The organism is Rhodococcus oryzae, assembly GCF_005049235.1.
GTDB lineage: Bacteria > Actinomycetota > Actinomycetes > Mycobacteriales > Mycobacteriaceae > Rhodococcus_G > Rhodococcus_G oryzae.
In genome coordinates this window covers 87,382-111,274 of the sequence record NZ_SUMD01000002.1, presented here as the reverse complement: position 1 = coordinate 111,274, position 23,893 = coordinate 87,382, and the positions used below count along the sequence as shown (strand labels likewise).

The following is a 23,893-nucleotide window of genomic DNA, read 5'->3' as shown; positions in this document are numbered from 1 at the left end:
CCGCGATGCTCGTGGCATGACAACCGGCGCAGCCCCGCCCCGCTGGTGGGCGCCATCCGCGGTGTACGTGCTGGTGGTGCTCCTCGCGGGCGGCGTGCTCGTGGCTCTCCAGGCGGCGACCGGCCCAGACCCGGACCTGCTCGAACTGGTGCAGTTCGCACCCGCGATCGCGGTGGCGGCGGTCTTGCTGGTGTGGCGGGGCAGGTGGCGGCCGCCGCTGCAGGTCGGCCTGTGGCGGCCAGATCCGGCCGCCCTTGCTGGCGCGATCGGCTCGGTGCTGATCATCCTGGCGCTGCCGGCGGTGGTGCTCGTGTCGCTCGGCGCAGGCCCCGATTTCTCCGCCGTCCGCGCCGGCGCGGCCCCGCTCGGCCTGCTGGTCCTCGCGCAGTGCGTCGGGGCGTGTGGGGAGGAACTCGGCTGGCGGGGGTTCCTGCAGCCCTACCTGCGCACCAGGTATTCCGTGTTGGTCACCGGCGTGCTCGTGGGAATCGTCTGGGGGGTGTGGCACGTCCAGGTGTTCGCGGCGGGCGCCACGTACGCGGCGGCCTTCCTGTCCGCGACGATCGCGATGTCCGTCCTGCTGGCGGTGCTCCTCGGCACCGGGCGCAGGGGCAGCCTGTTGATCGCCACGCTGTTCCACGCGGCCGTCAATCTCGGCCTGCTGGCGTTCGGCGACGCCGGCGGTCGTGCGCCCCTGCTGTGGTCGTCGATGGCCGTCGCCGCGGCGGGCTGTGCCGCGGCGACAGCGTGGATCAGGAGTTCTCGACGTCCCGCAGGCTCGGCGGTGCGGGCGCGACCGGCGGCACCTCGCGCCGACGCTGCTTGAGGTAGACGGCGCCCGCCGCCGCGGCGGCACCGAGACCGACGACGAGCAGCGCCCGCCTGCCGCGCCTGCGACCGCGACCCTTGACCTGCTCGGCGGCAACGGCCGCGACGGCCTGCTCGTCCACAAGCGCAAGGGCGGGGACGGCCTTCGGCCGGGACGACAGTGCTTTCCTGGCCAGGGTGTAGCCCTGACGGCCGAGGTAGAGGCTCAACGCCCCGGTGCCCTTGGCCACCACTCCGGTGCCCTTCGCGACACCTCCCGTGCCCCTGGCGAAGCCGAGCGCCGCGAGCTGCGCGAGCCTCAATGCGCTACTGAGCGTGGTGGATTCGGGGGCGGGGGGTACGACCTCGAGGGTGGGCGCCTGCTCTGCCGGGGCGGGGACAGAAACCGGGGTGGACTTCGTCGCGCGAGTCATCTGTCCACTGTCGCACATGTTCCGTACGGCGGAATGGCACCATGGTGGAGTGACCTCACCGAATCAGACCGCAACCGCAACGCTGCACACCAACCGCGGCGACATCAAGATCGTCCTGTTCGGCAACCACGCGCCGAAGACCGTCGCGAACTTCGTCGGCCTCGCCGACGGCACCCAGGACTACAGCACCGAGAACGCCTCGGGCGGCAAGACCGGACCGTTCTACGACGGCGCCGTCTTCCACCGCGTCATCGACGGCTTCATGATCCAGGGCGGCGACCCGACCGGCACCGGCCGTGGCGGCCCGGGCTACCAGTTCGGCGACGAGTTCCACCCGGAGCTGCAGTTCGACAAGCCGTACCTGCTGGCCATGGCGAACGCCGGCCCGGGCACCAACGGCTCGCAGTTCTTCATCACCACCGGCAAGACCCCGCACCTCAACCGCAAGCACACCATCTTCGGTGAGGTCGTGGACGCGGAGTCGAAGAAGGTCGTCGACGCCATCTCCGGAACCTCGGTCGACCGCACGGACCGCCCGCTGGAGGCGGTCGTCATCAACAGCATCACCATCTCCTGATCGGTACCGCGAGATGACCAACCCCGGTTGGGGTGGCGTGGCCGGTGACGGCACGCCGCCCCAACCGCGGTGCGTCCGGCACCCGGACCGGCCCACCGCGCTCTCCTGCACCCGCTGCGGCCGTCCCGCGTGCGTCGAGTGCCTGCGACCGGCCGCCGTCGGCCAGCACTGCGTCGACTGCATCGCCGCCGACGCCAAGACCGCCCGTTCGGCCCGCACCGTCGCCGGTGCTCCGCTCCGGACCGGCCTGCCCACCCCGATCGTCACCTATGTCCTGATCGGGCTCAACGTCCTGATCTACGCGATCACGGTGCTCCAGTCCGGCAACGTGGCGAACAATCACCTCGGCTCGCCGCTGTTCACCAGCTGGGCGCTGTGGCCGCCCGCGGTTGCCGACGGCGACCTGGTTCGCGTCGTCGGCAGCGGCTTCCTGCACTTCGGTGCGGTCCACCTGCTGGTCAACATGTTCGCGCTCTGGGTGATCGGCCGCGACACCGAGATCATCCTCGGGCGCTCCCGCTACGTCGCGGTGTACCTCGTCTCGATCCTCGGTGGCTCGGCCGCCGTGATGGCCTTCCAGGTGAATGCCGTCACCGCGGGCGCCTCGGGTGCGGTCTTCGGACTGATGGGTGCGCAGGCGGTGATCCTGCTGCGGCTCAAGCGCAGCCCCGGCCCGGTCTTGGCCATCATCGCCCTCAACGTGATCATCAGCGTGACGATCCCGGGGATCTCGCTGTGGGGGCACCTCGGCGGGCTCGTCGCGGGCGCTGCCGCCACCGCGGCGCTGATGTTCGCCCCCGGCAGCCTCGGTACCCCCGCGGAGCGCCAGAAGGCGCGCACGCTCGGCTGGGGCGGCCTCGCCGCCGTCACCGTCGTCTCGGTCGGAGTCATCGCGCTGCGGATGGCGCAGCTGCGGTCCGAACTCGGGATGTAGTCGCCTCGCCGGCTACGGGCGCGGCCGCTCCGGCGGCACCAGCCCGCGGCCGGCGAGCGCCTCGAAGACATCGGTGGGATCGGTACCGAGGTCCCAGCGACCGAAGATCATCAGCTTGTCGTCGTCGACCCCGGGCGGGCGCACGTCGATCTCCAGCATCGGCACCCGACGGCCCAGCCGCGGATAGCGCACGATCCGGACCCGGCTCAGCTCCGACGCCTGGTACTCGTGGCGTCCGGTCAGCCGCTGCACCGCGATCCCCCTCGCGCCGTCGAGCACGGCGAGCCGGGGCCGCTGGCGCAGCCCAAGCGCGGTGATCACCAGCAGCCCGAGCGCGCCGAGTCCGATCAGCACCCGTCCCGCCGGATCCGAGGCCACCGCCGCGGCGGCGAGGAGCATGGCCACCCCGCCGACACCGGTTGCGATCAGCGCACCGGTGGGTGTGGACCATGCGAGCTCGGGGTTGTGCACAGGGTTTTCGGGGTTGTGCACAGGCTCTCCACAGCTATCCACAGGGTTTATCCACATTGGGGATGAATGACAACGATGTAATTGATGCTGCCTGAAGGGGGATATCCCCAGGTCAGCGCCATCTCATCGTCATGATGAGGCCGACAACCATGAATCCGAAGCCGACCAGGAAGTTGTAGGCCCCCAGGTCGTTCATCCAGGTGATCTGGTCCGCGGCCAGGTAGTAAACGATCAGCCACGCGAGCCCGAGCAGCATGAAGCCGAGCATCACAGACACGTAGAGCGTGCTGGACGGGCCGACCTTGACCTTCACGGGCGTGCGGTTCGCGGGATTGATCGTGTAGTCGGTCTTCTTGCGGACCTTCGACTTGGGCATGACGTCCTCGTTGGTTCAGTGTGGATCGTGCGATTGCGTCGGCGTCGGCGTCGACGCCCACCAGGTAGATTCGAGATTACCGGTGGTGAGTACACGCTAGCCGAGCACAGACGTGCCCGGGCAGGGTCTGCTGGCTGGACCCGCGAGCACGACAGGGGAGGAGGCGGGGAGCTGTGACCGAACCCGATCCGTCCGCACCCGATCCGACGGCACCCGATCGCACCGTGTCCCACCGGCCTGCGGCGCACGTGGCGCCGCGGCGCAGGCAACTCTTCTGGAAGATCTGCGTCCCGATCGTCTGCGTGGTGACCGGGCTGCTCCTGGCGACCACCCGCGCGGTCTCGGAGGGCAACGAGTTGCGGCGCGGAGACACCACGAGGCTCTCCGACCTGGTGCGCAGTGCGCAGGCAGACGCGGATGACGCTGCGGGGGTGCGCGACGGGTTGGCCGCGCAGCTGGCCGCCCTCCAGGACGAGGCGGCCGGTTCCGACTCCGATGTCGCCGGCGCCCTCGAGCAGAGCCGGGCGCTGGAGGCCGCGGCGGGCCTGAGCGCGGTCACCGGACCCGGAGTGCGGGTGACCCTCACCGACGCGCCCCGCGACTCCGACGGCAAGTTCCCCGCGGGAGCCTCGCCCGATGATCTCGTCGTGCACCAGCAGGATGTGCAGAGCGTGCTGAACGCGCTCTGGGCGGGCGGGGCGGTCGCGGTCGGGATGCAGGACCAGCGCATCGTCAACACCTCGGCGCCGCGTTGTATCGGCAACACGCTGCTGCTGCACGGGCGGACCTACAGCCCGCCGTATCAGATGACGGCGATCGGCGACCCGGCCCGGATCGAGGCCGCGCTCGCCGCCGAGCCCGGCGTGCGCACCTTCAAGCAGTACGCCGTCCGCTACGGGCTGGGGTACACCCAGGAGGCGTCGGACACGTTCACCGTGCCTGCGTATACCGGGCAGCTGCGGACCAAGTTCGCGAACTAGGCGCCTGCGCCGCCCGTGCGTGATCCGTACCCCAGGCGGGGTGCCGATCGCGCACAGGCGGCGAAGCCGCATATCCTGCTGCAATGCGCATCCTGGTCGTCGACAACTACGACAGCTTCGTGTTCAACCTGGTGCAGTACCTCGGCCAGCTCGGCACCAAGGCCACCGTCTGGCGCAACGACGACCCGGAGCTCGCCGACCGCGATGCCGTCGCGGCGCAGTTCGACGGGGTGCTGCTGAGCCCGGGACCTGGCACGCCTCAGCGGGCAGGCGCGAGCATGGACCTGGTCGCGGCGTGCGCGGCGGCCCGCACCCCGCTGCTCGGGGTGTGCCTCGGCCACCAGTCCATCGGCGCCGCGTTCGGCGCCACCGTCGATCGGGCACCGGAACTGCTGCACGGCAAGACCAGCCAGGTCAGCCACGACGGCACCGGGGTGCTGGCCGGGCTGCCCGACCCGTTCACCGCCACCCGCTACCACTCGCTGACGGTGCTGCCGGAGACGATGCCGGACGAGCTGATCGCCACCGCGCACACCGACACCGGGATCGTGATGGCGATGCGGCACCGGGAGCTGCCGATCCACGGCGTCCAGTTCCATCCGGAGTCGGTGCTGACCCAGGGCGGCCACCGGATGCTGGCGAACTGGCTCGAGGTGTGCGGGCAGCGGCCGCCGGAGGCGCTCGTCTCGACGCTGGAGGCCGAGGTCGCGCAGGCGCTGGGGTCCGCGCTCACCCACAACTGAGCCGGACGCCGCGGCCGGCCTGAGTCAGCTGATCCGGAGCGGCAGGCGGAGGTGGCGCCGCACGAAGATGCTCGGCACCCAGCTCGCCTCGTCGGCGATGGAGATCCGGGTGCTGCGTTCGAGGAGAAGGGTGACGGCGGCGAGGGCTTCCATCCGCGCGAGCGCCGACCCGATGCAGAAATGGGCGCCCTTGCCGAAGGCGAGATGGGAGCGGATACCCGGGCGGTCGAGGACGACCTCGTCGGGACGCTCGAACCGGGCGGGATCGCGGTTCGCCGACCCCCACAGCAGGAGGGCGTGACTGCCCGCAGGTAGCGCGACCCCGCCCAGCGTGGTGTCCGCGACGACATGCCGGTGGTGCGCACGGAACGGGGATTCCAGGCGGAGCGCCTCGTCGAGGAAGGGGTCGATCAGGGCGGGATCGTCGCGGAGCGCGCGCTGGACGTCGGGGTGGGTGGCGAGCAGCCGTGCCGAACTGGCGATCAGCCCGGCCGTCGACTCGCCGCCCGCGCCGACCAACTGAACGAGGATCAGCACCGCGACGTCGTCGGTCAGGTCACCGGTCGCGCAGGCGCGCGCCAGCACGCCCATGAGGTCGTCCTTCAGATCGTCCTTGGCCCGGACGAACTGCGTGTGCAGGTAGCCGGCGAGCTCGACCGACGAGGTGACGAGCTGACCGAGTCGGTCCGCGGTGACCACTCCGCCGAGCAGTTCCGTGCTGTCGTACGCCCAGGTCAGGAGCTGTGGGACGTCACCCTCGGGCAGGCCGACGAGATGCGCGATGAGGGCGAGGGGCAGCTTGTCGGCCATGTCGGTCGCGTAGTCGATCCGGTCGTCCCGCACTCCCTCGGCCCACAGCCGATCGGCCAGGACATCGACCGTCGGGCCAAGCGCGCGGATCCTCTTGCCGAGCGTCTGCAGCACCAGCTTGCGGTGGTGGGCGTGCGTCGGGTCGTCGGCGGTCGCGAGCACGTGCACCGCCCGTCCGCCGCCGTCCATGTCGAAGGTCACCGGTGGCCCGTCGGGCTGCTGAACGAGGACCCCTGTCAGGTTCGACGAGAAGTCGTCGACGCGCGCCGCCGCCTCGGTGACCAGATCCCAGGTGGAGACGAGATAGAAGTCGGTTCCCGGGACCCGGTGGACGGGCGAGTTCTCTCGGAGCGCGCGGTACAGCGCGTTCGGGTCGTCGAGATTCGCCGGATCGAAGAGGTCGATCCCCTCGAGTGGCAATGCGGTCATCGATTCTCCCACCGGTAGTAGAACGTGTTTCAGAATTACCACGTTCACCCGGCGCCGAGTGCATGTCAAGGGCGTGGGGGAAGATGAGATCGTGCCGCGTGACCTGCATAAAACGGAAAGTCTCACGCTCTCGATCCGATGCCGCCCCCGTGCAGCTCATCGCGGCAAATCGCGGGTCGAGTTATAGACTGATTGGGAAATTTGTCTCATCACGAGACAAATTCACACAGCGCTATCCGGAGGCGATTCGTGGGTGAACCGGGCGCGGGGTCGGACTGGCTGGCAGGCGGCAACCGCCGTGCGATCGCGGTGGCGAGAATCCACGCCGCCGCCGCGGAGTTGTTCCTCGAGCGGGGACTCGACCGGGTCAGCGTCGAGGATGTCGCGGCAAGGGCCGGGTGTTCACGAGCGACCCTCTACCGGTACGTCGGGGGCAAGTCCGCGCTGATCGGCGGAGTGGTCTCCGCGGCGGCCGCGGCGGTGGCCCAGCGGGTCGCGGTCGAGGTGGAACCGCTGAGCGGTTCCCGCCGGATCGTCGAGGCGATCCTGATCTCCGTCGCGGCCGTGCGCGCGGACGCCGCGCTGTCGCAGTGGCTGACGAACTCCCGCACCGGCCGCGGCGACGACTACCTCGCGTCATCCCCCGAACTCGGGAGGGTCGCCACGGCGTTGACGGGCATCGCGCCCGATGCGGAGGCTGCGCAGTGGATCGTGCGGGTGGTCATCTCGCTGCTCACGGTGCCGGCGGGAGACCCGGCGGCGGAACGCCGGATCGTTGAACGGTTCGTCGAACCGGCCTTTCGGTAGCCGCGGCGTCCGGGACGCCGCGCCTACGCGTGAGGGGCACCCTCGCGCGGTCGAACCGCACGACGATGCCCCTCAACGGAACGGGTTACCGGCTCTACCGGGGAATGCCGAGCTGACCGATCCCGACCGAGATGGTCGAGGTCTTGGAGATCTCCGAACCCGCCGGCTGCGCCTGGGTGACCACCTTGCCGACCTGATCGGTCTCCAGGGTCGCCTCCGGATGCTGGACGAGCTGGCTCGAGGACCCGGTCCAGCCCGCGCGCCGAAGTGAGTCCAGCGCCTGCGACACGCTCTGGTTGTTCAGGTTGGGCATCGTGACCATGTTGCCGTTCGACACCCGGATCTTGACGGTGGCACCCTTGGCCTCCGCGCTGCCTCCGGACGGGTCGGTGGAGACGACCTCGCCCTTGGGCTTGCCGGAGTCGATGTTCTCGACCTGGACCTTGAAGCCCGCGCCCTCGATGTTCGGTTGCGCGACGTCGAGGGTCTGGCCGACGACGTTCGGGATCCGGATCTGCTCCGGTCCGCTGCCGAGGGTGATCTTCACGGCGCCGTCCAGCGCGACATTCGACCCGGCTTCCGGCTTCTGCGCGACCACCTTGTCCAGCTGGTCTTGCGTCGACGCGGCGGTGCTCACCGTCGAATCCAACTGCAGGCCGATCGCGTTCAGCGCCTGCGCCGCCTGCGCCTGCGTCATGCCGGTCAGCGTCGGGACCTCCACCTCCTGCGGACCGGTGGACACGTCGAGAGTCACCGTGGTGCCCTCGTCGGCCCTGGTCCCCGCGACGGGGATGCTGGCGATGACGTTGCCCGAGGCTACGTCATCGCTCGGCTTCGGCTGGCTCTGCACCCGGAAACCGAGATCCTGCAGCGCGTTCTGGGCGTCCTGCGCGGACTGGTTGGCGACGTTCGGGACCGTGACCTGTGCGGCCTTCGAGCCGGGGCCGAGCGACCACAGGAACGCGCCGACGATGCCGATCACAGCCAGGGCCGCCACCGACAGCAGCACCGCGCGCACGGCCTTGCGGCTGCGCGGCTGACCGTCCTCCGGCGCAGGCGCGGCCGCCTGCGCCACCGGCGGGGGCGAGACGGGGGGCGCGCCGTACCGGTTCGACCCGTCCACCGCGCCGAGGATCGTGGTGCGGTCCTCGTCGTTCATTACCATCGGCGCGCCCGGACGCTGACCGCCGAGCACCCGCACCAGATCGGAGCGCATGTCGGCGGCGCTCTGGTACCGGTTGGCCGGGTTCTTGCTCATCGCCTTGAGGATCACCGAGTCGAGCTCGCGCGGCACGTTCGGGTTCACGCTCGAGGGGAGGGCCGGATCCTCCCGGACATGCTGGTAGGCGACGGCCACCGGGGAATCGCCCTTGAAGGGCGGCTCGCCGGTGAGGATCTCGAACAGCACGCAGCCGAGCGAGTACACGTCCGAGCGGGCGTCGACCTGCTCGCCGCGCGCCTGCTCGGGCGAGAGGTACTGAGCCGTGCCGATCACCGCGGACGTCTGCGTCATCGGGCTGGAGGCATCGGAGATCGCGCGGGCGATGCCGAAGTCCATTACCTTCACCGCGCCCGCGCGGTTGATCATGATGTTCGCCGGCTTGATGTCGCGGTGCACGATCCCGTTGCGATGGCTGAAATCGAGCGCCGCACACACGTCGGCGATGACCTCCATCGCGCGCCGGGCCTGCATGGGGCCCTCGGTGCGGACGATATCGCGCAGCGTGTCGCCGTCGACGTACTCCATCACGATGTACGGCAGCGGACCGCCGTCGGTCTCGGCCTCGCCGGTGTCGTAGACGGCCACGATGGCGGGATGGTTCAGTGCCGCCGCGTTCTGCGCCTCGCGGCGGAAACGGAGGTAGAACGTGGGGTCGCGGGCGAGATCGGCGCGCAGCACCTTGATCGCTACATCCCGGCTCAGGCGCATGTCGCGGGCGAGGTGCACCTCGGACATGCCACCGAAGCCGAGGATCTCGCCCAGCTCGTAGCGGGAGGAGAGCTTGCGGGGTGTGGTCATGGCTGTCCTTGCGGGGCCGGTTCGAGGACGTCCGGCGTGGTCGTGGCGGTGGTCGTGCGGGGCGCTGTCGTGGTCGTGGTGGTCGGTTCCGTCGTGGTGGTCGTCGGCTCCGTGGTGGTCGTCGTCGTCGGCTCCGTGGTGGTCGGTTCCGTCGTGGTGGTCGTCGGTTCCTCGGTCGTGGTCGTCCGTTCCGTGGTGGTGGTCACGGGCGGGCGGGTGGTGGTGGTGACCACCGGCCGCGTCGTCGTCACCAGCGGCGGCGTCGGATTGCTCGGCGCTCCGCCACCGCCGGACAGGAGAATCCACACGGAGATCAGCAGGGCCGCGAGTAGCAGTCCGCCGCCGCCCCACGCCAGGATCTTCTGTCCCTTGGTCATGCCCGTCGCCACCGCCGGTTCCGACCCGGAATCGGGGCCAGCATATTCGCGCTGGGACGTCGGCAACATCTGGGTCCCGACGATGGGCGGCACCGCGCCCGTCCCCGGCCGCGGCGGCAGGCCGGCCCCGGGCAGCGGCGGCCGCGCGCCGGACCTGACCACGGCGACCGCGTCGGCGAATTCGCCGCCGCTGCCGTACCGCGCGGCCGGGTCCTTGGCCATCGTGATGTCGATCAGCTCGCGCACGTTCGGCGGCAGATCCGCAGGCAGCGGGCTCGGCACCTCCTGAACGTGCTTCATCGCCACCGTCAGCGCGCCGTCGCCGACGAACGGGCGACGGCCGGAGAGGGCCTCGTAGCCGACCACGCCGAGCGAGTACACGTCGCTGGCAGGCGAGGCGTCCTGTCCGAGGGCCTGTTCGGGCGCGATGTACTGGGCGGTGCCCATCACCATGCCGGTCCGGGTCACCGGGGAGGCCTCGACCGCCTTCGCGATGCCGAAGTCGGTGATCTTCACCTGGCCGGCCGGGGTGATCAGGATGTTGCCGGGCTTGACGTCGCGGTGCACCACGCCCGCCTCGTGCGCCACCTGAAGGGCGCGGCCGGTCTGCTCGAGCATGTCGAGCGCGTGCGGCAGCGCCAGCCGGCCGACACGCCCCAGCACCGCGTTCAGCGGCTCTCCGTTGACCAACTCCATCACCAGGTATGCGGTGGACTGGCCGACGCTGTCGAGGGTCTCGCCGTAGTCGTAGATCCCCGCGATGCCGGGGTGGTTGAGCTGGGCGGTGGTGCGGGCCTCCGTGCGGAAGCGCTCCAGGAACTCGGGGTCCGCGGAGTACTCCGACTTGAGGACCTTGACCGCGACCCGGCGGTGCAGGCGGTTGTCGACGCCCTCCCAGACCTGGCCCATCCCGCCGGTGGCGATCAGCCGCTGTAGCCGGTACCGGTTCGCGATCACCGCGCCGTTGTTCAGACTCATCACTCAGCCCCCCTGCCGCAGTCCGGCTTCGATGACGGCCCGCCCGATCGGTGCCGCGACCGAGCCTCCGGTCGCGGCAAGGGCGCGGTCGCCGCCGTTCTCCACGAGCACGGCGATCGCGATCTCCGGGTTCGCCGCGGGGGCGAACCCGATGTACCAGGCGTGCGGTGGGGTATTGCGGGGATCGCTGCCGTGCTCGGCGGTTCCGGTCTTGGACGCGATCTGGACGCCGGGGATCTTGTTGCCGCCGCCGGTGTTGTTCTCCGAGCCGATCATCAGGTCGGTGAGCGTCGCCGCCACCTGCGGGGACACCGCCTGACCCAGCGACTCGGGGTGCGTCGTCGCCAGGTTCGACAGGTCGGGGCTCTGCAGCTGGGCCACCACGTGCGGCTGCATCCGGACGCCGCCGTTCGCGACGGTCGCGGCGATCACGGCGTTCTCCAGCGGGGTCAGCGCCACGTCGCGCTGGCCGATGCTGGACTGCCCGAGCGCGGCGTCGTCGGGAATCGATCCGACGGTGCCGTCCGCGACGGGCATCGGGATGCCGGGTGAATCGGGCTGGATGCCGAACCCGGCGGCCTCGTCCTTCAGGGCGTCGGCGCCGGTCCGGATGCCCAACTCGACGAACGCCGTGTTGCAGGACCTGGCGAAGGCCTCCCGCAGCGAGGCGGTCGGACCGCTGCCACAGGTGCTGCCGTTGTAGTTCTCCAGCGTCGTGTTGGTGCCGGGCAGCGTGATGTTCGGTGCCGCGGTCAGCTGCTCCTCCGGGTTCGCCCCGTTGCTCAGCGCGGCGGCGGTGACCACCACCTTGAACGTGGAGCCGGGCGGATAGGTCTGCGAGATGGCCCGGTTGAGCAGCGGCTTGTCCTCGTCCTCGTTCAGCGCCTCCCAGGCCTGGGTGCTGACCGCACCGTCGTGGCTGGCCAGCAGGTTCGGGTCGTAGCTGGGCGTGCTCACCATCGCCAGCACCTCGCCGGTGCTGGGCCGGATCGCGACCACGGAGCCGGTGTAGCCCTTCGCGGTCAGCTGGTCGTACGCCACCTGCTGGACGACCGGGTCGAGAGTGGTGACCACGTTGCCGCCGCGCGGGTCGCGGCCGGAGACCAGGTCGAAGAACCGCCGCCCGAACAGCCGGTTGTCGGAGCCGTTGAGCACCTGGTCCTCGGTGCGTTCGAGTCCCGTGCTGCCGTAGAGCATCGAGTAGAAGCCGGTGACCGGCGCGTTCGCGAACGGGCTCGACGGCGCCGCCGGGTTCGGCGGATACGTGCGCAGGTACTTGTACCGGTCGTCGGTGGGGATCGACGCGGCCAGCACCTGACCGCCCGCCGAGATCTGTCCGCGCTGACGCGAGTACTCGTCGAGCAGGACCCGGGAGTTCCGCGGGTCGGTGCGCAGGTCGTCGGCCTTGATGACCTGCACGTACGTGGCGTTGGCCAGGAGCGCCACCACCATCACCATGACCGCCATCGCGACGCGGCGCAGGGGCGTGTTCATGGGCGCCTCAGCATTTCGGTCGGTGCGTCCGCGATGGGGGCGGGTCCCTTCTTCGTGGGCTTCGGCGGGGTCCGCGCGGAGTCGGAGATCTTGATGAGCAGCGCCAGCAGCAGGTAGTTCGCCAGCAGCGAGGAGCCGCCGTACGACATGTAGGGGGTGGTCAGGCCGGTCAGCGGGATCAGCTTGGTCACGCCGCCGACGACCACGAAGACCTGGATCGCCACGGTGAACGAGAGCCCGGCGGCGAGCAGCTTGCCGAAGCTGTCACGCACCGCAAGCGCGGTCCGCAGCCCGCGGATGACGAAGATCAGGAACAGCATCAGCACGGCGGCCAGGCCGATCAGCCCGAGCTCCTCGCCGATCGTGGCGACGATGAAGTCGGTCTTCGCGAACGGGACCTGGGACGGCCGCCCGCTGCCGAGGCCGGTTCCGGCGAGCCCGCCGGTTGCGAGCCCGAACAGCGACTGCGAGATCTGATACCCGGTGTTGTTGTAGTCGCCGAGCGGGTCGAGCCAGGTGTTCACCCGGACCCGGACGTGGCCGAAGAGCTGATAGGCGAACACGAACCCGAGCGCGAGCAGCCCGCCGCCGATCAGCAGCCAGCCGACCCGTTCGGTGGCGATGTAGAGCATCACCAGCACGGTGCCGAACAGCAGCAGCGAGGTGCCCAGGTCCTTTTCGAGCACCAGCACGCCGATCGAGACGACCCAGGCGACGAGGATCGGCCCGAGGTCGCGGGCGCGCGGCAGGTCCATGCCGAAGAAATGCCTGCCCGCCGTGGTGAACAGCTCGCGCTTGGACACCAGGACAGAGGCGAAGAAGATGATCAGCAGGATCTTGGCGAATTCGCCGGGCTGAATGCTGAAGAACGGCAACTTGATCCAGATCTTCGCGCCGTTCACCTCGGACATCGACGACGGCAGCACCGCGGGGAGTGCGAGCAGCACCAGACCGGCAAGGCCGAGGGTGTAGCTGTAGCGCGCCAGCAGTCGGTAGTCCTCGAGGAACACCAGCACCGCGATGAAGCCGGCGATCGCGAGCGCGGTCCACAGCACCTGCTGATTGGCGTCGGGGGAGGGGATCTCCCACCCGAAGGAGGCCGCGGTCGCGGCGTCGGCGAGGTCGAGTCGGTGGATGAGCACCAGCCCGAGACCGTTGAGCAGCGCGACGATCGGCAGCAGCAGGGGGTCGGCGTACGGCGCGAACCTGCGCACCGCGAGGTGGGCGATGACGAACAGGACGGCATAGGCGAGCGCGTACTTGGCCAGGTCCAGGGTGATCTTCTGCTCCTGGCTCGCCTCGACCAGGATCAGCGACAGGGTGGTGATCGCGATGGCGCAGCAGATCAGCACCAGTTCGACGTTGCGTCGGTTCGATTGCACGGGTGCGGGCGCGAACCCTCCGGCCGGACTCGGGAAGGAGGGCCCCGACGGTGCCGCGGAGACAGACATCAGCGGCCGGTCCTGCAGTTCTGCCCGGGCACCTGTGCCTGAGCCAACTCGGAGGGGCTGATCGGCGGTGCCGCGGTGGTGCCGGGCGTCGGCGGCGCCGCGGACGGCGGCGGTGGGTTGGTCGGCGCGGCCGGGGTGGTCGGCGCGGCGGGGACACCGGTCGCCGGGGGAGCGGGAGGCGCGGCGGTGGCGCTCTGGCACACCGGGAGCAGGTCGGCGGTCGCGAGACGGCTCATCTGCCGCTTGGCGTCGTCGAGGCTCCCGGACGGCAGGCCGGCGCGCACCTGTTCACGGGCCGAGGGCTGCAGATCGTCCACCATCATCAGGGTGCAGTTCGTCGGCTCGGCGTCCGGGGTCACCAGGCTCAGCGAGCCGCTGTTGGTGATGCACCCGACGAGGTTCGCCTCCTGCAGCGAGTACCCGAACACGGAACCGGGGACGCCGCGCAGCACGGTCACCCGGCTGTCGTCCGCGCCCACGTAGTAGTTGCTGCGGATCAGGCTGCGCCCGACCACGAGTCCCACGACCACGACGGCGATCAGGCCCAGCCCCAACAGGATCCAGGTCAGTCGGCGCTTCGGCTTCGCGGCGTCGGTGTCGACCGGGCCGGTCACCCGGCGCGGGGTCGCCCGCGGCGGGCGCATGGCGGCGGCCCGTCCGGCGGCGGTGTCCGGCGGCGGGGAGTCGTCCTCGTCCTCGTGGGAGGCGGCGCCCGCCACGATGGGATGGCTCTGGCCGTAGTCGAGGTCGATGACGTCGGCGACCACGACGGTGACGTTGTCCGGTCCGCCGCTGCGCAGCGCCAGTTCGATCAGCCGGTCGGCGGACTCGCCGTGCTCCCCCTCACCGAGCACCTCCGAGATGGTCTCGTCGCTGACGACATCGGAGAGCCCGTCGGAGCACAGCAGGTACCGGTCGCCCGCGCGGGCCTCCCGGACCGTGAGCGTCGGCTCGATCTCGTTGCCGGTCAGCGCCCGCATGATCAGGGAACGCTGCGGGTGGGTGTGCGCCTGCTCGGCGGTGATCCGTCCCTCGTCGACGAGGGACTGGACGAAGGTGTCGTCGCGGGTGATCTGGGTGAGCACGCCCTCGCGCAGCAGGTACGCGCGTGAGTCGCCGATGTGCACCAGGCCGAGCTTGCTGCCCGCGAACAGGATCGCGGTCAGGGTGGTGCCCATGCCGTCGAGTTCGGGCTCCTCCTCGACCTGATCGGCGATGGCGGCGTTGCCCGCGCGGGTGGCGGCCTCGAGCTTGCCCAGCAGGTCCTCGCCGGGTTCGTCGTCGTCGAGATGTGCGAGGGCCGCGATCATCAGCTGGGAGGCGACCTCGCCCGCGGCGTGGCCGCCCATGCCGTCGGCGAGCGCGAGTAGCCGGGCGCCCGCGTACACGGAATCTTCGTTGTTCGAGCGCACCAGGCCGCGGTCGCTGCGCGCCGCGTAACGGAGGACGAGGGTCACGGGCGCAGCTCGATCACGGTCTTGCCCACGCGAACCGGGGTGCCGAGGGGAACCCGCACCGCGGTGGTCACCTTCGCCCGGTCCAGGTAGGTGCCGTTCGTCGATCCGAGATCCTCCACGTACCAGTCGGTTCCGCGCTGGGACAGCCGGGCGTGCCGGGTGGAGGCGTAGTCGTCGGTGAGCACGAGCGTGGAATCGTCGGCTCGGCCGATCAGGACGGGCTGCGCGCCGAGCGTGATGCGGGTGCCCGCCAGCGCGCCCTGCGTGACGATGAGGAACTTGGCCACCTTCGGCTTGCCGAACGAGGGCAGCACCGAGGCGCTCCGCGAATACCGGGGCGGGACACGCACACCCGAGGCGGCGTAGACGTCACTGCGCAGGGCCCGGAGCACGCCCCAGACGAACAGCCACAGCAACAGCAGGAAGCCCGCCCTGGTCAACTGCAGGATGAGTCCCTGCACGGCGGTCCACCTCCTCATTCGTGGCGATCGGGTGGTCCCGAACTCCGGCATTTTATAGGCAGCATCCTATGGCGATGCGGCCTGTGTCGATCGCGATATGGGTGCGCAACCACCATACGGAATCCGAAGAGGCTTCCGCTGGTTCGGCTGTTACCGCCGTGGCGGATCAGAGGATACGGACCAGGATCTCGGAGTTGCCCGCGCGGATCACATCACCGTCGGCGAGCTGCCAATCCTGAACCGGGGCGCCGTTCACGGTGGTGCCGTTGGTCGAGCCGAGATCCGAGAGCATCGCGACCTGGCCGTCCCAGCGGATCTCGATGTGGCGACGCGAGACTCCGGTGTCGGGCAGCCGGAACTGTGCCTCCTGACCGCGGCCGATCACGTTGCGGCCCTCGCGGAGCTGGAAGTTGCGGCCGCTGCCGTCCTCGAGCTGCAGCGTGACCGTGAAGGTGCGGTCGGCATCGAAGCCCGAGTACGCGCCCGCGCCGTACGGCTGCTGGTCGTAGGCCGGGTAGTCCTGGCCGTACGCGCCCTGCTGGTAGTCGTAGCTCTGCGGGGCCTGCGGGGCCTGCGGGGCCGGGTAGCCGGAGCCCTGCTGCTGCGGCGGGTAGGCGGGGGACTGCGGCGGGTAGGCCGGCGCGCTCTGCTGGTAGCCGCCCTGCTGCGCGTAGGGATCGTTGGCGGGCTGGGCGTACGGGTCGTTGCCGCCCTGCTGCGCGTAGGGATCGCCCGCGCCCTGTGCGTAGGGATCGTTCGCCGGCTGGGCGTACGGGTCGCTGCCGCCCTGCGCGTACGGATCCTGGTAGCCGCCGCCGTAGGGGCGCTCGTAGCCGTTGCGCGGCTGCTCGCTCGCGTAGCCGTTGTTGCGCGGCTGCTCGCTGGGGTAGCTGTTGCCGTTGGCGTACCCGTTCGAGGCGTATGCCGGCTGGTATTCGGGCCGGCCCTCGTTGTCCGCGGGCTCGCGGTTGGCGTCGTAGCCTGAGTTCTGCGTCATGGGGCCAGCTCCTGGGTTCGGATGAGCGGAGGGTCGAGGTAGCGGGACTGCGTGCACTTCCGGGCCTGGGCTACGAGCCGGTGGCCGCCCCGCATCGGGGTCCACCGTCCCGCTGGTCCGGAACTGGCCCGTGTGCAACGCCGGGCTCGGTTCGAACCGCACGGTGATGGGGCCATAGGTCTGCCATCCCTGGTCGCGGATGAAGCCCTCAAGGTGTCGGGCGAAGGCCTTGACTGTCAAGTCCCGGTCCGTCGCCAGTTCGTCGTGATCGGATTCGTTGATGGTGATCACGTACATGTTGGGGGCCAGCAGGTGTCCGCCATCGAGGTGCTGAACCCGGTCGGTGGCCTCCTGTTGGAGTGCGGATTCCACCTCTTGGGGCATGACGCCGCCTCCGAAGACCCGGGCGAAGGCATCCCCGACGGCGCCCTGCAGCTTGCGCTCGAATCGCTGGACGATCCCCATCGTGGCTCCTCTCCGGTCCCGGTGGCGTGTCGCGGCCTCGATGCCGCCACTGCATGATATCTACCTTTGCCGGACGCCGGTGTGGGTGATCGCTTCCTTCGCAGGTCGGGAGGGCGAATCGTCATTCCCGACCGGCACGTGTTAATGTTTCCGGCGTCGCTCGGGCGAGTGGCGGAATGGCAGACGCGCTGGCTTCAGGTGCCAGTGTCCTTCGGGACGTGGGGGTTCAAGTCCCCCTTCGCCCACCAGGAGCAGTTCTACGAACTGCGACGAACGAGGTCACGAACTCGAAAGAGGTCGTGACCTCGTTTTTCGTTGGCTTGGGTCGCCTGATCCTCCGCTTCGGCGTGTGTGGGGGTGAGCGCCGGCAGGTTCCCCTTTCCGACGTCGCCATCTCTTCGGCGGATTGCGTGACGTGATTCCGGACTGCGAGGCAGGTCAGGCCCAGGGACTGGTCTGGGCAGTCCGCGACTCTGCCGGACGTCGCCGACAGGGTGGGGATTGCGCCAGAACCGGTAGTACCCCCAGTTAGTCTTCGAACCGTGAAAACTACCGACCTTGGCAAAGTGCGCGCGACCCTGTGGGCCGCCGCCGACGAACTGCGAGCCAACTCGAAGCTGACGCCGGGTCAGTACCGCGACCCGGTACTAGGGTTGGTGTTCCTCGCATACGCCGAGAATCGCTTCGAAGCAGTGCGTGGCGAGATCGAGACAAGGGCGACCAAACGCAACCCTGCGACGATCGCAGACTTCAAGGCGAGGTCGGTGCTGTACGTGCCCGATGAGTCGCGTCTGTCTCACCTCGTCGACCTGCCTGAGGGCGATGACGTTGGCAAGGCCGTCGATCAAGCGATGAGGGCGGTCGAGGCGGCCAATCCGGAACTCAAGGACATCCTGCCGCGCGGCTACCAGAAGCTTGAACGCTCAACGCTGATCGAGTTGCTGCGTATGTTCGCGCCGCTACCCACCCAGCTCGAAGGTGACGCGTTCGGCTTCATCTACGAAGACTTCCTGTCGAACTTCGCCGCTCAGGAAGGCAAAGGCGGCGGTGAGTACTTCACGCCTTACTCGATCGTCCGGCTCATCGTCGAGATCCTGGAGCCATTCCAAGGCCGCGTACTGGATCCTGCTTGCGGGTCGGGCGGCATGTTCGTTCAATGCGCGAAGTTCGTCGAGCGCCACCACGAATCCGCGACCCGCAAGCTCTCGATCTACGGAGCGGAGAAGACCGACGACACCGTCCCGTTGGCCAAGATGAACTTGGCGTTACATGGCCTCTCAGGCGACATCCGACAGGCCAACAGCTATTACGAAGACCCACACGGCGCGGTCGGCGCATTCGACTATGTCATGGCTAACCCTCCGTTCAACGTCGACAAGGTAAAGAAAGACCAGCTCGCTGGCGACAAGAGGTTCCCCTTCGGCATGCCGCGCAATGACAACGCGAACTACCTGTGGATTCAGGAGTTTTACTCCGCGCTCAAGCCGGACGGTCGCGCGGGCTTCGTCATGGCGAACTCAGCGGGCGATGCAGGCCATTCCGAAAAGGAGATCCGCAAGCAGATCGTCGAGTCGGGCGCGGTCGACGTCATGGTTGCGATCAGCTCCAACTTCTTCTATACGGTGACCTTGCCCGTGACGCTGTGGTTCTTCGACAAAGCCAAGGCAGGCACCACTCGTGAGGACACGGTTCTCTTCCTCGACGCTCGACACATCTACAACCAGATCGACCGCGCCCACCGCGATTTCAAACCGGAACAGATCGAGTTCCTCGCCAACGTCGTGCGGCTCTACCGTGGCGAGGATGTCGAAAAGGTCGCAGGCAGCGAGACCTTGATCGAGCAGCACTTCCCTGACGGCACGTACGTCGACGTTCCAGGCCTGTGCAAGATCGCCACCCGCGCTGAGATTGAGGCGCAAGGGTGGAGCCTCAACCCTGGTCGCTACGCGGGTTCTGCTGCCGTCGACGAGGATGACGAAGAATTCGTGGTCAAGCTCGAAGAGCTGTACGAGGAGTTTACCCAGTTGAGTGGTGAGGCCGACTCGCTTCGGGCCAAGGTCGACGCGGCGATGCAAGGGATTCTCGACGTATGAGCACCGAGTCAACGATCGGTGAACTGATAGAGACGCTGATCGATTACCGAGGCAAGACGCCGCCCAAAACGGAAGCAGGAGTGCCGCTGGTCACGGCGAAAGTGATCAAGGGCGGGACCATCTTGACCGATCGGCGTGAGTACATCGCCGAGGCCACCTACGAGACTTGGATGCGAAGAGGATTGCCAAAGTCTGGCGACGTCCTCGTCACCACAGAAGCTCCACTGGGCGAGGTCGCCCGGGTTGGACTAGACGCCAAAATTGCGCTGGCACAGCGGGTCATCCTCCTTCGGCCTGATCCTGGCCTTGTCGACCCCAGCTACTTCTTCCACTACCTCCGCTCGCCAAATGCGCAAGCGAGCTTGCGTCGACGTGCTAGCGGGACGACAGTGAGCGGCATCAGGCAGCCAGAACTGAAGGCTGTGGAGATCCCACTACTTCCGAGGAGTTCGCAGGCGGTCGTCGGCGCAGTCCTTGACGCAATCGAGGACCTGATCGCGAACAATCGGCGGCAGGTGGAAGTGCTGGAGGAGATGGCGCGGGCCATCTACCGCGAGTGGTTCGTGAAGTTCCGCTACCCCGGACACGAGGACATCTCCCTCATCGACTCCGACCTCGGCCCGATTCCTGATGGGTGGGAAGTGCGAACAGTTGCGGACCTGTGTACCCGCATTCAGGCCGGTGCCACCCCCAAACGGTCCGAGCCGAAATTCTGGTCCGACCCTGAAGTCGACTGGTACAAGACGGGCGACCTCACGGACTCGGTCCTGATTAGCTCGTCTGAACGGATTTCAGCTCTCGCAATGGTGAAGGGCCGAATATTTGAACCCGAGACAGTTCTGATGGCGATCTACGGCTCGCCGACTGTTGGGCGTCTTGGCCTCGTGGCCACCGCTTCTAGCGCAAATCAAGCCGCGCTCGGCTTGGTCGCCAACCAAGCTGTTGCGACCACCGAGTATCTATGGTTCGTGCTCGAAAGTCTACGGGTCCACCTAAACACGATCGCCCAGGGAGCGGCGCAACAAAACGTGAGTAAGGACAAGGTGGCGTCAGCGCGCGCTATTGCGCCCCCACACCCGATCGTGACCGCCTTTACCGATGTGGTACGCGCGCCTTGGCGGCTTTCGCACGCCCTTCAGCGTGAAATTGTCGCTTTGAGCGAACTTCGCGACTTGCTGCTCCCAAAGCTTGTGACCGGGCAGATTGATGTCTCGAAGCTCGATCTCGACGCGCTGATTGCGGGGGTAGTTGCGTAATGATGGCGAAGGGTCCGGAGTACGACTACGTCGAGAAGCCAAGCATGGAGCTGCTTGCCAAGCTCGGCTGGACTCCAGTCGACGCCTTCTCCGAAACCCTTGGCGCGCAAGGCACGCTAGGCCGCGACTCTCAGCATGAGGTCGTGCTCACCCACCGACTCCGGTTCGCGATGCGCAAGCTCATCCCAGAGGATGTGCCCGATACCGCGATCAACGAGGCCATCGAGGTACTCACCAAAGACCGCTCGGCCATGGACCGTGTGCGCGCCAACCGCGAGGTTCATGACCTGCTGTGCGACGGCTACCAGGCCGAATGGGTCGATGAGAACGGCGACAAATGCATCGAGGCGCTTCGCTACCTCGACTTGAAGGACCCGACGAACAACGACCTGCTGGCGGTGCAGCAGATGTGGGTCAAGGGCCATCTGCACAGCCGCCGGCTCGATGTCGCCCTGTTTGTCAACGGCGTGCCGCTGGTGCTGATGGAGTTCAAGGAACCGAATGAGCCGGTGCAGTCGGCTTACGGCGACAACCTCACCGACTATCGCGATACCATCCCGCAACTCTTCGTCCCCAACTGCTTCGTGCTGCTCTCCAACGGCAGCGAGGCCAAGGTGGGGTCGACGTACTCTCCGTGGGAGTTCTTCGGTGACTGGAAGGTCATCGACGCCGATGGGACGCGCGGCAAGATCGCCTTGGAGACCGCGTTGCGTGGCACCTGTGACCCTGCGATCCTGCTCGACCTGTTCGAGAACTTCGTCGCCTATCTGGAGCGCCCGGGTGGGCTGATCAAGAACATCGCACGCTCGCACCAGTACCTCGGAGTCAACGCCGCGATCGAGAACCTGCACCGTGCACGTTCCGAGCAGGACAAACGGCTCGGGGTCTTCTGGCACACACAGGGTTCCGGCAAGTCATTGTCGATGCTGTGGTTCACGCAAAAGGTGCTCCGCCAGGTCGCGGGCAAGTGGACGTTCATCATGGTCACAGACCGAACCGAACTCGACACCCAGCTCCACGGCGAGTTCGCTGACGCCGGAGCTATCCCACCAGAGGCGAGGGTCCACGCCGAATCAATCACGCACCTGCGCGAGCTGCTGACCGCTGACCACCGCTACGTCTTCACACTGATCCAGAAGTTCCAGCCGTCCAAGGCGGCCGGCGAGCGTGAGATGCCCGTGCTGTCTGACCGCTCCGACGTCATCGTCATCACCGACGAGGCCCACCGCAGCCAGTACGACACCCTCGCGCTCAACATGCGCCGTGCACTGCCCAACGCTTCCATGATGGGCTTCACCGGGACCCCTCTGATCGCCGGCGAGGAGCAGGCGACGCGCGAGCAGTTCGGCCCCTACGTCAGCACCTACAGCTTCCGCGACGCCATCGAAGATGGCGCGACTGTCCCGCTCTACTACGAAAACCGCATCCCAGAGCTGCAACTGGTCAACGAGGGGTTCTCTGACGAGCTCGACGCCCTCCTCGAAGACGCCGAGTTGGATGAGGACGCGGAGGGTGCGCTGACGCGGGAGTTCGGCACCCAGTACACGCTGCTGACCCGGCCCGAGCGGCTCAAGACGATCGCTGCCGACTTGGTGCGGCACTTCGTCGGGCGTGGGTTCTCTGGCAAGGCGATGTACGTCGGCCTCGACAAAGCTGCCGCCGTACGGATGTATGACCTCGTCCAGGAGGCATGGGCTGAGCACCTCGACGAGTTGCGCCGGCAGCATGATGTGCTGCCTGAGCTGGAGCGCCTCTGGCTGGCGTCACGGATCGAGCTGATGAAGACCACCGACATGGCGGTCGTGGTCTCCCAAGGCCAGAACGAACTGAAGATGCTCGACGACCTCGGTCTCGACATCCGCCCCCACCGTGAGCGGATGAACCGCGAAGACCTCGCCGAGAAGTTCAAGGACGCCGACGACCCGCTGCGGCTGGTTTTCGTCTGCGCGATGTGGATGACCGGCTTCGACGCCCCGAGCGTGTCGACGGTCTACCTGGACCGGCCGATGAAGAACCACACGCTGATGCAGACCATTGCGCGCGCCAATCGCGTTTTCCCGGAGAAGGACAACGGGCTCATCGTCGACTACGTCGGCGTCTTCCGGAACCTGGAGAAGGCGCTCGCAGTCTACGGTGCTGCGAACACCGGGGAGTCCCCGATCGAGATCATCGACGCCCTCGCCGGTGAACTGGATTCAGCGGTCACAGAACTGATCTCATACTGCGCGAGCATCGGTGTGGACCTCATTTCCATGCGCGATGCCGAGGGCTTCAACCACATCGCCGAGCGCGATGCCGCTGTCGAGGCTCTGCTGGTCGACGAGGAAACCCGTAACGACTTCACCTTGAAGGCGCGCCAAGTACGGAAGCTCTTCAAGGCGCTTCTGCCGAACCCGAAGGCCGCCGCGCAGCAGCGCACGGTTGCCGCTATCCGGGTATTGCATGAACGGATCATCGAGGTCACCCGGCCACCAGAGGCTGACATCTCGGCCGTGCGCAACGCCGTGGACGCCCTGCTCGACCGGTCGGTCGGCGCTGAAGAGTACGTCATCCGAGCCGCGGCCGAGGGCACCAAGCCCGACCCGTTGATCGACCTGTCGCTCATCGACTTCGATGGCCTTGCGGCGAAGTTCACCGGCCGTAAGCGGGCCGAGACCGACCGCCTCGCACAACTGCTGCGGCAGCAGGCCATCGGCGCAGCGTTGCGCAACCCGACGCGATTCGAACTCGTCGAGCGCATCGAACAACTGATTGCCGACTACAACGCAGGCAGCGTCAACATCGACGAGTACCTGCGCCGCCTCATCGAGCTGTCCGGGACGCTGACAGAGGAAGAAGAACGCGCTGTCCGCGAAGGCATGAGCGAGGAAGAACTCGCCATCTTCGACCTACTAACCCAGCCCGATCCTGTACTCACCGCAGAGGAGCGCGAGGCGGTCAAGGAGAGCGCGAAGAAGCTCCTGGAGCACCTCCACGAGAAGCTCATCCAGGACTGGCGACGCAAGGTCGCGACCACCAACGACGTCAACAGCACAATCCGCCGCGTGCTCGACGAGGGTCTCCCGGAAGGCCCGTATACGTTGGACATCTTTATGAGCAAGGTCCACCTCGTGTACGACCACGTTCTCACTGCGTACGGCGACGATGGAAACAGCGCCTACAGTCGACACCTCGACATCAGTTGCCCGCAGGCGGTAGAGGCCGATCTCGCCGGACCGCTCGACTTGAGCAAGATCGCTGACGAGGTGGTGGCGCGCATCCGTGCCGACCCAACTTTCGCAGCCGAGGTTGCAGCGCAGATTCAGGCCCGAAACTGAGTGCGACAGCCGAATTTCGGGGTGCGAACATGATTTCGTATCACCACAGACCAGAACAGACCCCACCGCGCCCGGACCGCACGGCCGCGTTGCTATAGCGCACGGATCGGCCGATGGATCTGGCGCCGCCCTTGGTGAATCCGTGGGTCACAGCGCTCT

20 protein-coding genes and 1 tRNA gene are annotated in these 23,893 nt (G+C 67.9%); 10 read left to right on the top strand and 11 right to left on the bottom strand.

Annotated features, from left to right (window positions below; all coding sequences use genetic code 11):
* The first annotated feature begins 16 nt into the window (after nucleotides 1-16).
* The gene (locus FCG67_RS03945; protein WP_136907364.1) at nucleotides 17-826 is read left to right on the top strand and encodes a CPBP family intramembrane glutamic endopeptidase; all 810 of its coding nucleotides are present in this window, start codon (nucleotides 17-19) and stop codon (nucleotides 824-826) included.
* Here FCG67_RS03945 and FCG67_RS03940 read toward each other — a convergent pair.
* Nucleotides 753-1,241, bottom strand: coding sequence for a hypothetical protein (locus FCG67_RS03940; RefSeq protein WP_136907362.1), 489 nt, complete (start codon nucleotides 1,239-1,241; stop codon nucleotides 753-755). The two genes, FCG67_RS03945 and FCG67_RS03940, sit on opposite strands and share 74 nt — an antisense overlap.
* 16 nt (nucleotides 1,242-1,257) lie before the next feature.
* Between FCG67_RS03940 and FCG67_RS03935 the strand changes: the two genes are divergently transcribed.
* A complete protein-coding gene (locus FCG67_RS03935; RefSeq protein ID WP_211243103.1) occupies nucleotides 1,258-1,818 on the top strand; it encodes a peptidylprolyl isomerase in 561 nt (186 codons plus the stop codon).
* Between the two features lie 13 nt (nucleotides 1,819-1,831).
* Nucleotides 1,832-2,752, top strand: a complete 921-nt coding sequence (locus tag FCG67_RS03930; protein WP_136907359.1) for a rhomboid family intramembrane serine protease — start codon at nucleotides 1,832-1,834, stop codon at nucleotides 2,750-2,752.
* 12 nt (nucleotides 2,753-2,764) lie between these two features.
* Here FCG67_RS03930 and FCG67_RS03925 read toward each other — a convergent pair whose 3' ends face one another.
* Both FCG67_RS03925 and crgA read right to left on the bottom strand, forming a co-directional pair.
* Nucleotides 2,765-3,244 (bottom strand): PH domain-containing protein, encoded by a 480-nt coding sequence (locus tag FCG67_RS03925; RefSeq protein ID WP_246044828.1) that lies wholly within the window; start codon nucleotides 3,242-3,244, stop codon nucleotides 2,765-2,767.
* 91 nt (nucleotides 3,245-3,335) lie between these two features.
* A complete protein-coding gene (gene crgA, locus FCG67_RS03920; RefSeq protein WP_136907357.1) occupies nucleotides 3,336-3,599 on the bottom strand; it encodes a cell division protein CrgA in 264 nt (87 codons plus the stop codon).
* A 248-nt stretch (nucleotides 3,600-3,847) separates the two neighbouring features.
* On the opposite strand from crgA, the gene FCG67_RS03915 reads away from it, so the two are divergent.
* A complete protein-coding gene (locus FCG67_RS03915) occupies nucleotides 3,848-4,579 on the top strand; it encodes a DUF881 domain-containing protein (protein WP_136908053.1) in 732 nt (243 codons plus the stop codon).
* An 83-nt stretch (nucleotides 4,580-4,662) separates the two neighbouring features.
* Nucleotides 4,663-5,322 carry an aminodeoxychorismate/anthranilate synthase component II gene (locus FCG67_RS03910; protein ID WP_077043331.1) on the top strand — a complete coding sequence of 220 codons (660 nt, stop codon included), beginning with the start codon at nucleotides 4,663-4,665 and terminating at the stop codon, nucleotides 5,320-5,322.
* Nucleotides 5,323-5,346: 24 nt separating this feature from the next.
* Here the strand turns inward: FCG67_RS03910 and FCG67_RS03905 are convergent, their stop codons facing one another.
* Nucleotides 5,347-6,561, bottom strand: coding sequence for a cytochrome P450 (locus tag FCG67_RS03905; RefSeq protein WP_136907356.1), 1,215 nt, complete (start codon nucleotides 6,559-6,561; stop codon nucleotides 5,347-5,349).
* A gap of 249 nt (nucleotides 6,562-6,810) precedes the next feature.
* On the opposite strand from FCG67_RS03905, the gene FCG67_RS03900 reads away from it, so the two are divergent.
* Nucleotides 6,811-7,368 (top strand): TetR/AcrR family transcriptional regulator, encoded by a 558-nt coding sequence (locus FCG67_RS03900; protein WP_136907355.1) that lies wholly within the window; start codon nucleotides 6,811-6,813, stop codon nucleotides 7,366-7,368.
* Between the two features lie 94 nt (nucleotides 7,369-7,462).
* Here FCG67_RS03900 and pknB read toward each other — a convergent pair whose 3' ends face one another.
* From pknB to FCG67_RS03865, 7 genes are all read right to left on the bottom strand, one after another.
* Nucleotides 7,463-9,388, bottom strand: a complete 1,926-nt coding sequence (gene pknB / locus FCG67_RS03895) for a Stk1 family PASTA domain-containing Ser/Thr kinase (protein ID WP_136907353.1) — start codon at nucleotides 9,386-9,388, stop codon at nucleotides 7,463-7,465.
* Nucleotides 9,385-10,743: a serine/threonine-protein kinase gene (locus FCG67_RS03890; RefSeq protein ID WP_136907351.1), complete on the bottom strand. Its 1,359-nt coding sequence runs from the start codon at nucleotides 10,741-10,743 to the stop codon at nucleotides 9,385-9,387. The genes pknB and FCG67_RS03890 overlap by 4 nt, the downstream gene beginning before the upstream one ends.
* Before the next feature lie 3 nt (nucleotides 10,744-10,746).
* A complete protein-coding gene (locus tag FCG67_RS03885; protein WP_136907349.1) occupies nucleotides 10,747-12,237 on the bottom strand; it encodes a peptidoglycan D,D-transpeptidase FtsI family protein in 1,491 nt (496 codons plus the stop codon).
* Nucleotides 12,234-13,688 carry an FtsW/RodA/SpoVE family cell cycle protein gene (locus FCG67_RS03880; RefSeq protein ID WP_136907347.1) on the bottom strand — a complete coding sequence of 485 codons (1,455 nt, stop codon included), beginning with the start codon at nucleotides 13,686-13,688 and terminating at the stop codon, nucleotides 12,234-12,236. The genes FCG67_RS03885 and FCG67_RS03880 overlap by 4 nt, the downstream gene beginning before the upstream one ends.
* Complete coding sequence (locus FCG67_RS03875) at nucleotides 13,688-15,145, bottom strand: PP2C family serine/threonine-protein phosphatase (RefSeq protein ID WP_136907345.1); 1,458 nt, start codon at nucleotides 15,143-15,145, stop codon at nucleotides 13,688-13,690. Before FCG67_RS03875 ends, FCG67_RS03880 begins: the two co-directional genes overlap by 1 nt.
* A complete protein-coding gene (locus FCG67_RS03870) occupies nucleotides 15,142-15,606 on the bottom strand; it encodes an FHA domain-containing protein FhaB/FipA (protein WP_077044015.1) in 465 nt (154 codons plus the stop codon). The genes FCG67_RS03875 and FCG67_RS03870 overlap by 4 nt, the downstream gene beginning before the upstream one ends.
* A 166-nt stretch (nucleotides 15,607-15,772) precedes the next feature.
* Entirely contained in the window at nucleotides 15,773-17,068 is a 1,296-nt protein-coding gene (locus tag FCG67_RS03865; protein ID WP_136907344.1) for an FHA domain-containing protein, read from the bottom strand.
* Between the two features lie 162 nt (nucleotides 17,069-17,230).
* Here FCG67_RS03865 and FCG67_RS03860 point away from each other — a divergent pair.
* The 4 genes from FCG67_RS03860 (at nucleotide 17,231) to FCG67_RS03845 (ending at nucleotide 23,734) form a co-directional block, all read left to right on the top strand.
* Nucleotides 17,231-17,316 (top strand) — tRNA-Leu (locus tag FCG67_RS03860).
* 294 nt (nucleotides 17,317-17,610) lie between these two features.
* Entirely contained in the window at nucleotides 17,611-19,161 is a 1,551-nt protein-coding gene (locus FCG67_RS03855; protein ID WP_246044827.1) for a type I restriction-modification system subunit M, read from the top strand.
* Entirely contained in the window at nucleotides 19,158-20,417 is a 1,260-nt protein-coding gene (locus tag FCG67_RS03850) for a restriction endonuclease subunit S (protein WP_136907340.1), read from the top strand. Before FCG67_RS03855 ends, FCG67_RS03850 begins: the two co-directional genes overlap by 4 nt.
* On the top strand, nucleotides 20,417-23,734 hold the full coding sequence (locus FCG67_RS03845; protein WP_136907338.1) for a type I restriction endonuclease subunit R: 3,318 nt from the start codon (nucleotides 20,417-20,419) through the stop codon (nucleotides 23,732-23,734). Before FCG67_RS03850 ends, FCG67_RS03845 begins: the two co-directional genes overlap by 1 nt.
* Nucleotides 23,735-23,893 lie beyond the last annotated feature (159 nt).

Bases quoted from the DNA above. Each gene is read 5' to 3' on its own strand.
- FCG67_RS03850 (WP_136907340.1), top strand. From the start codon at position 19,158: ATGAGCACCGAGTCAACGATCGGTGAACTGATAGAGACGCTGATCGAT.
- FCG67_RS03940 (WP_136907362.1), bottom strand. From the start codon at position 1,241: ATGACTCGCGCGACGAAGTCCACCCCGGTTTCTGTCCCCGCCCCGGCA.
- crgA (WP_136907357.1), bottom strand. From the start codon at position 3,599: ATGCCCAAGTCGAAGGTCCGCAAGAAGACCGACTACACGATCAATCCC.
- FCG67_RS03845 (WP_136907338.1), top strand. From the start codon at position 20,417: ATGATGGCGAAGGGTCCGGAGTACGACTACGTCGAGAAGCCAAGCATG.
- FCG67_RS03890 (WP_136907351.1), bottom strand. From the start codon at position 10,743: ATGAGTCTGAACAACGGCGCGGTGATCGCGAACCGGTACCGGCTACAG.
- FCG67_RS03865 (WP_136907344.1), bottom strand. From the start codon at position 17,068: ATGGGGATCGTCCAGCGATTCGAGCGCAAGCTGCAGGGCGCCGTCGGG.
- FCG67_RS03910 (WP_077043331.1), top strand. From the start codon at position 4,663: ATGCGCATCCTGGTCGTCGACAACTACGACAGCTTCGTGTTCAACCTG.
- FCG67_RS03880 (WP_136907347.1), bottom strand. From the start codon at position 13,688: ATGTCTGTCTCCGCGGCACCGTCGGGGCCCTCCTTCCCGAGTCCGGCC.
- FCG67_RS03945 (WP_136907364.1), top strand. From the start codon at position 17: ATGACAACCGGCGCAGCCCCGCCCCGCTGGTGGGCGCCATCCGCGGTG.
- FCG67_RS03930 (WP_136907359.1), top strand. From the start codon at position 1,832: ATGACCAACCCCGGTTGGGGTGGCGTGGCCGGTGACGGCACGCCGCCC.
- pknB (WP_136907353.1), bottom strand. From the start codon at position 9,388: ATGACCACACCCCGCAAGCTCTCCTCCCGCTACGAGCTGGGCGAGATC.
- FCG67_RS03905 (WP_136907356.1), bottom strand. From the start codon at position 6,561: ATGACCGCATTGCCACTCGAGGGGATCGACCTCTTCGATCCGGCGAAT.
- FCG67_RS03885 (WP_136907349.1), bottom strand. From the start codon at position 12,237: ATGAACACGCCCCTGCGCCGCGTCGCGATGGCGGTCATGGTGATGGTG.
- FCG67_RS03935 (WP_211243103.1), top strand. From the start codon at position 1,258: ATGTTCCGTACGGCGGAATGGCACCATGGTGGAGTGACCTCACCGAAT.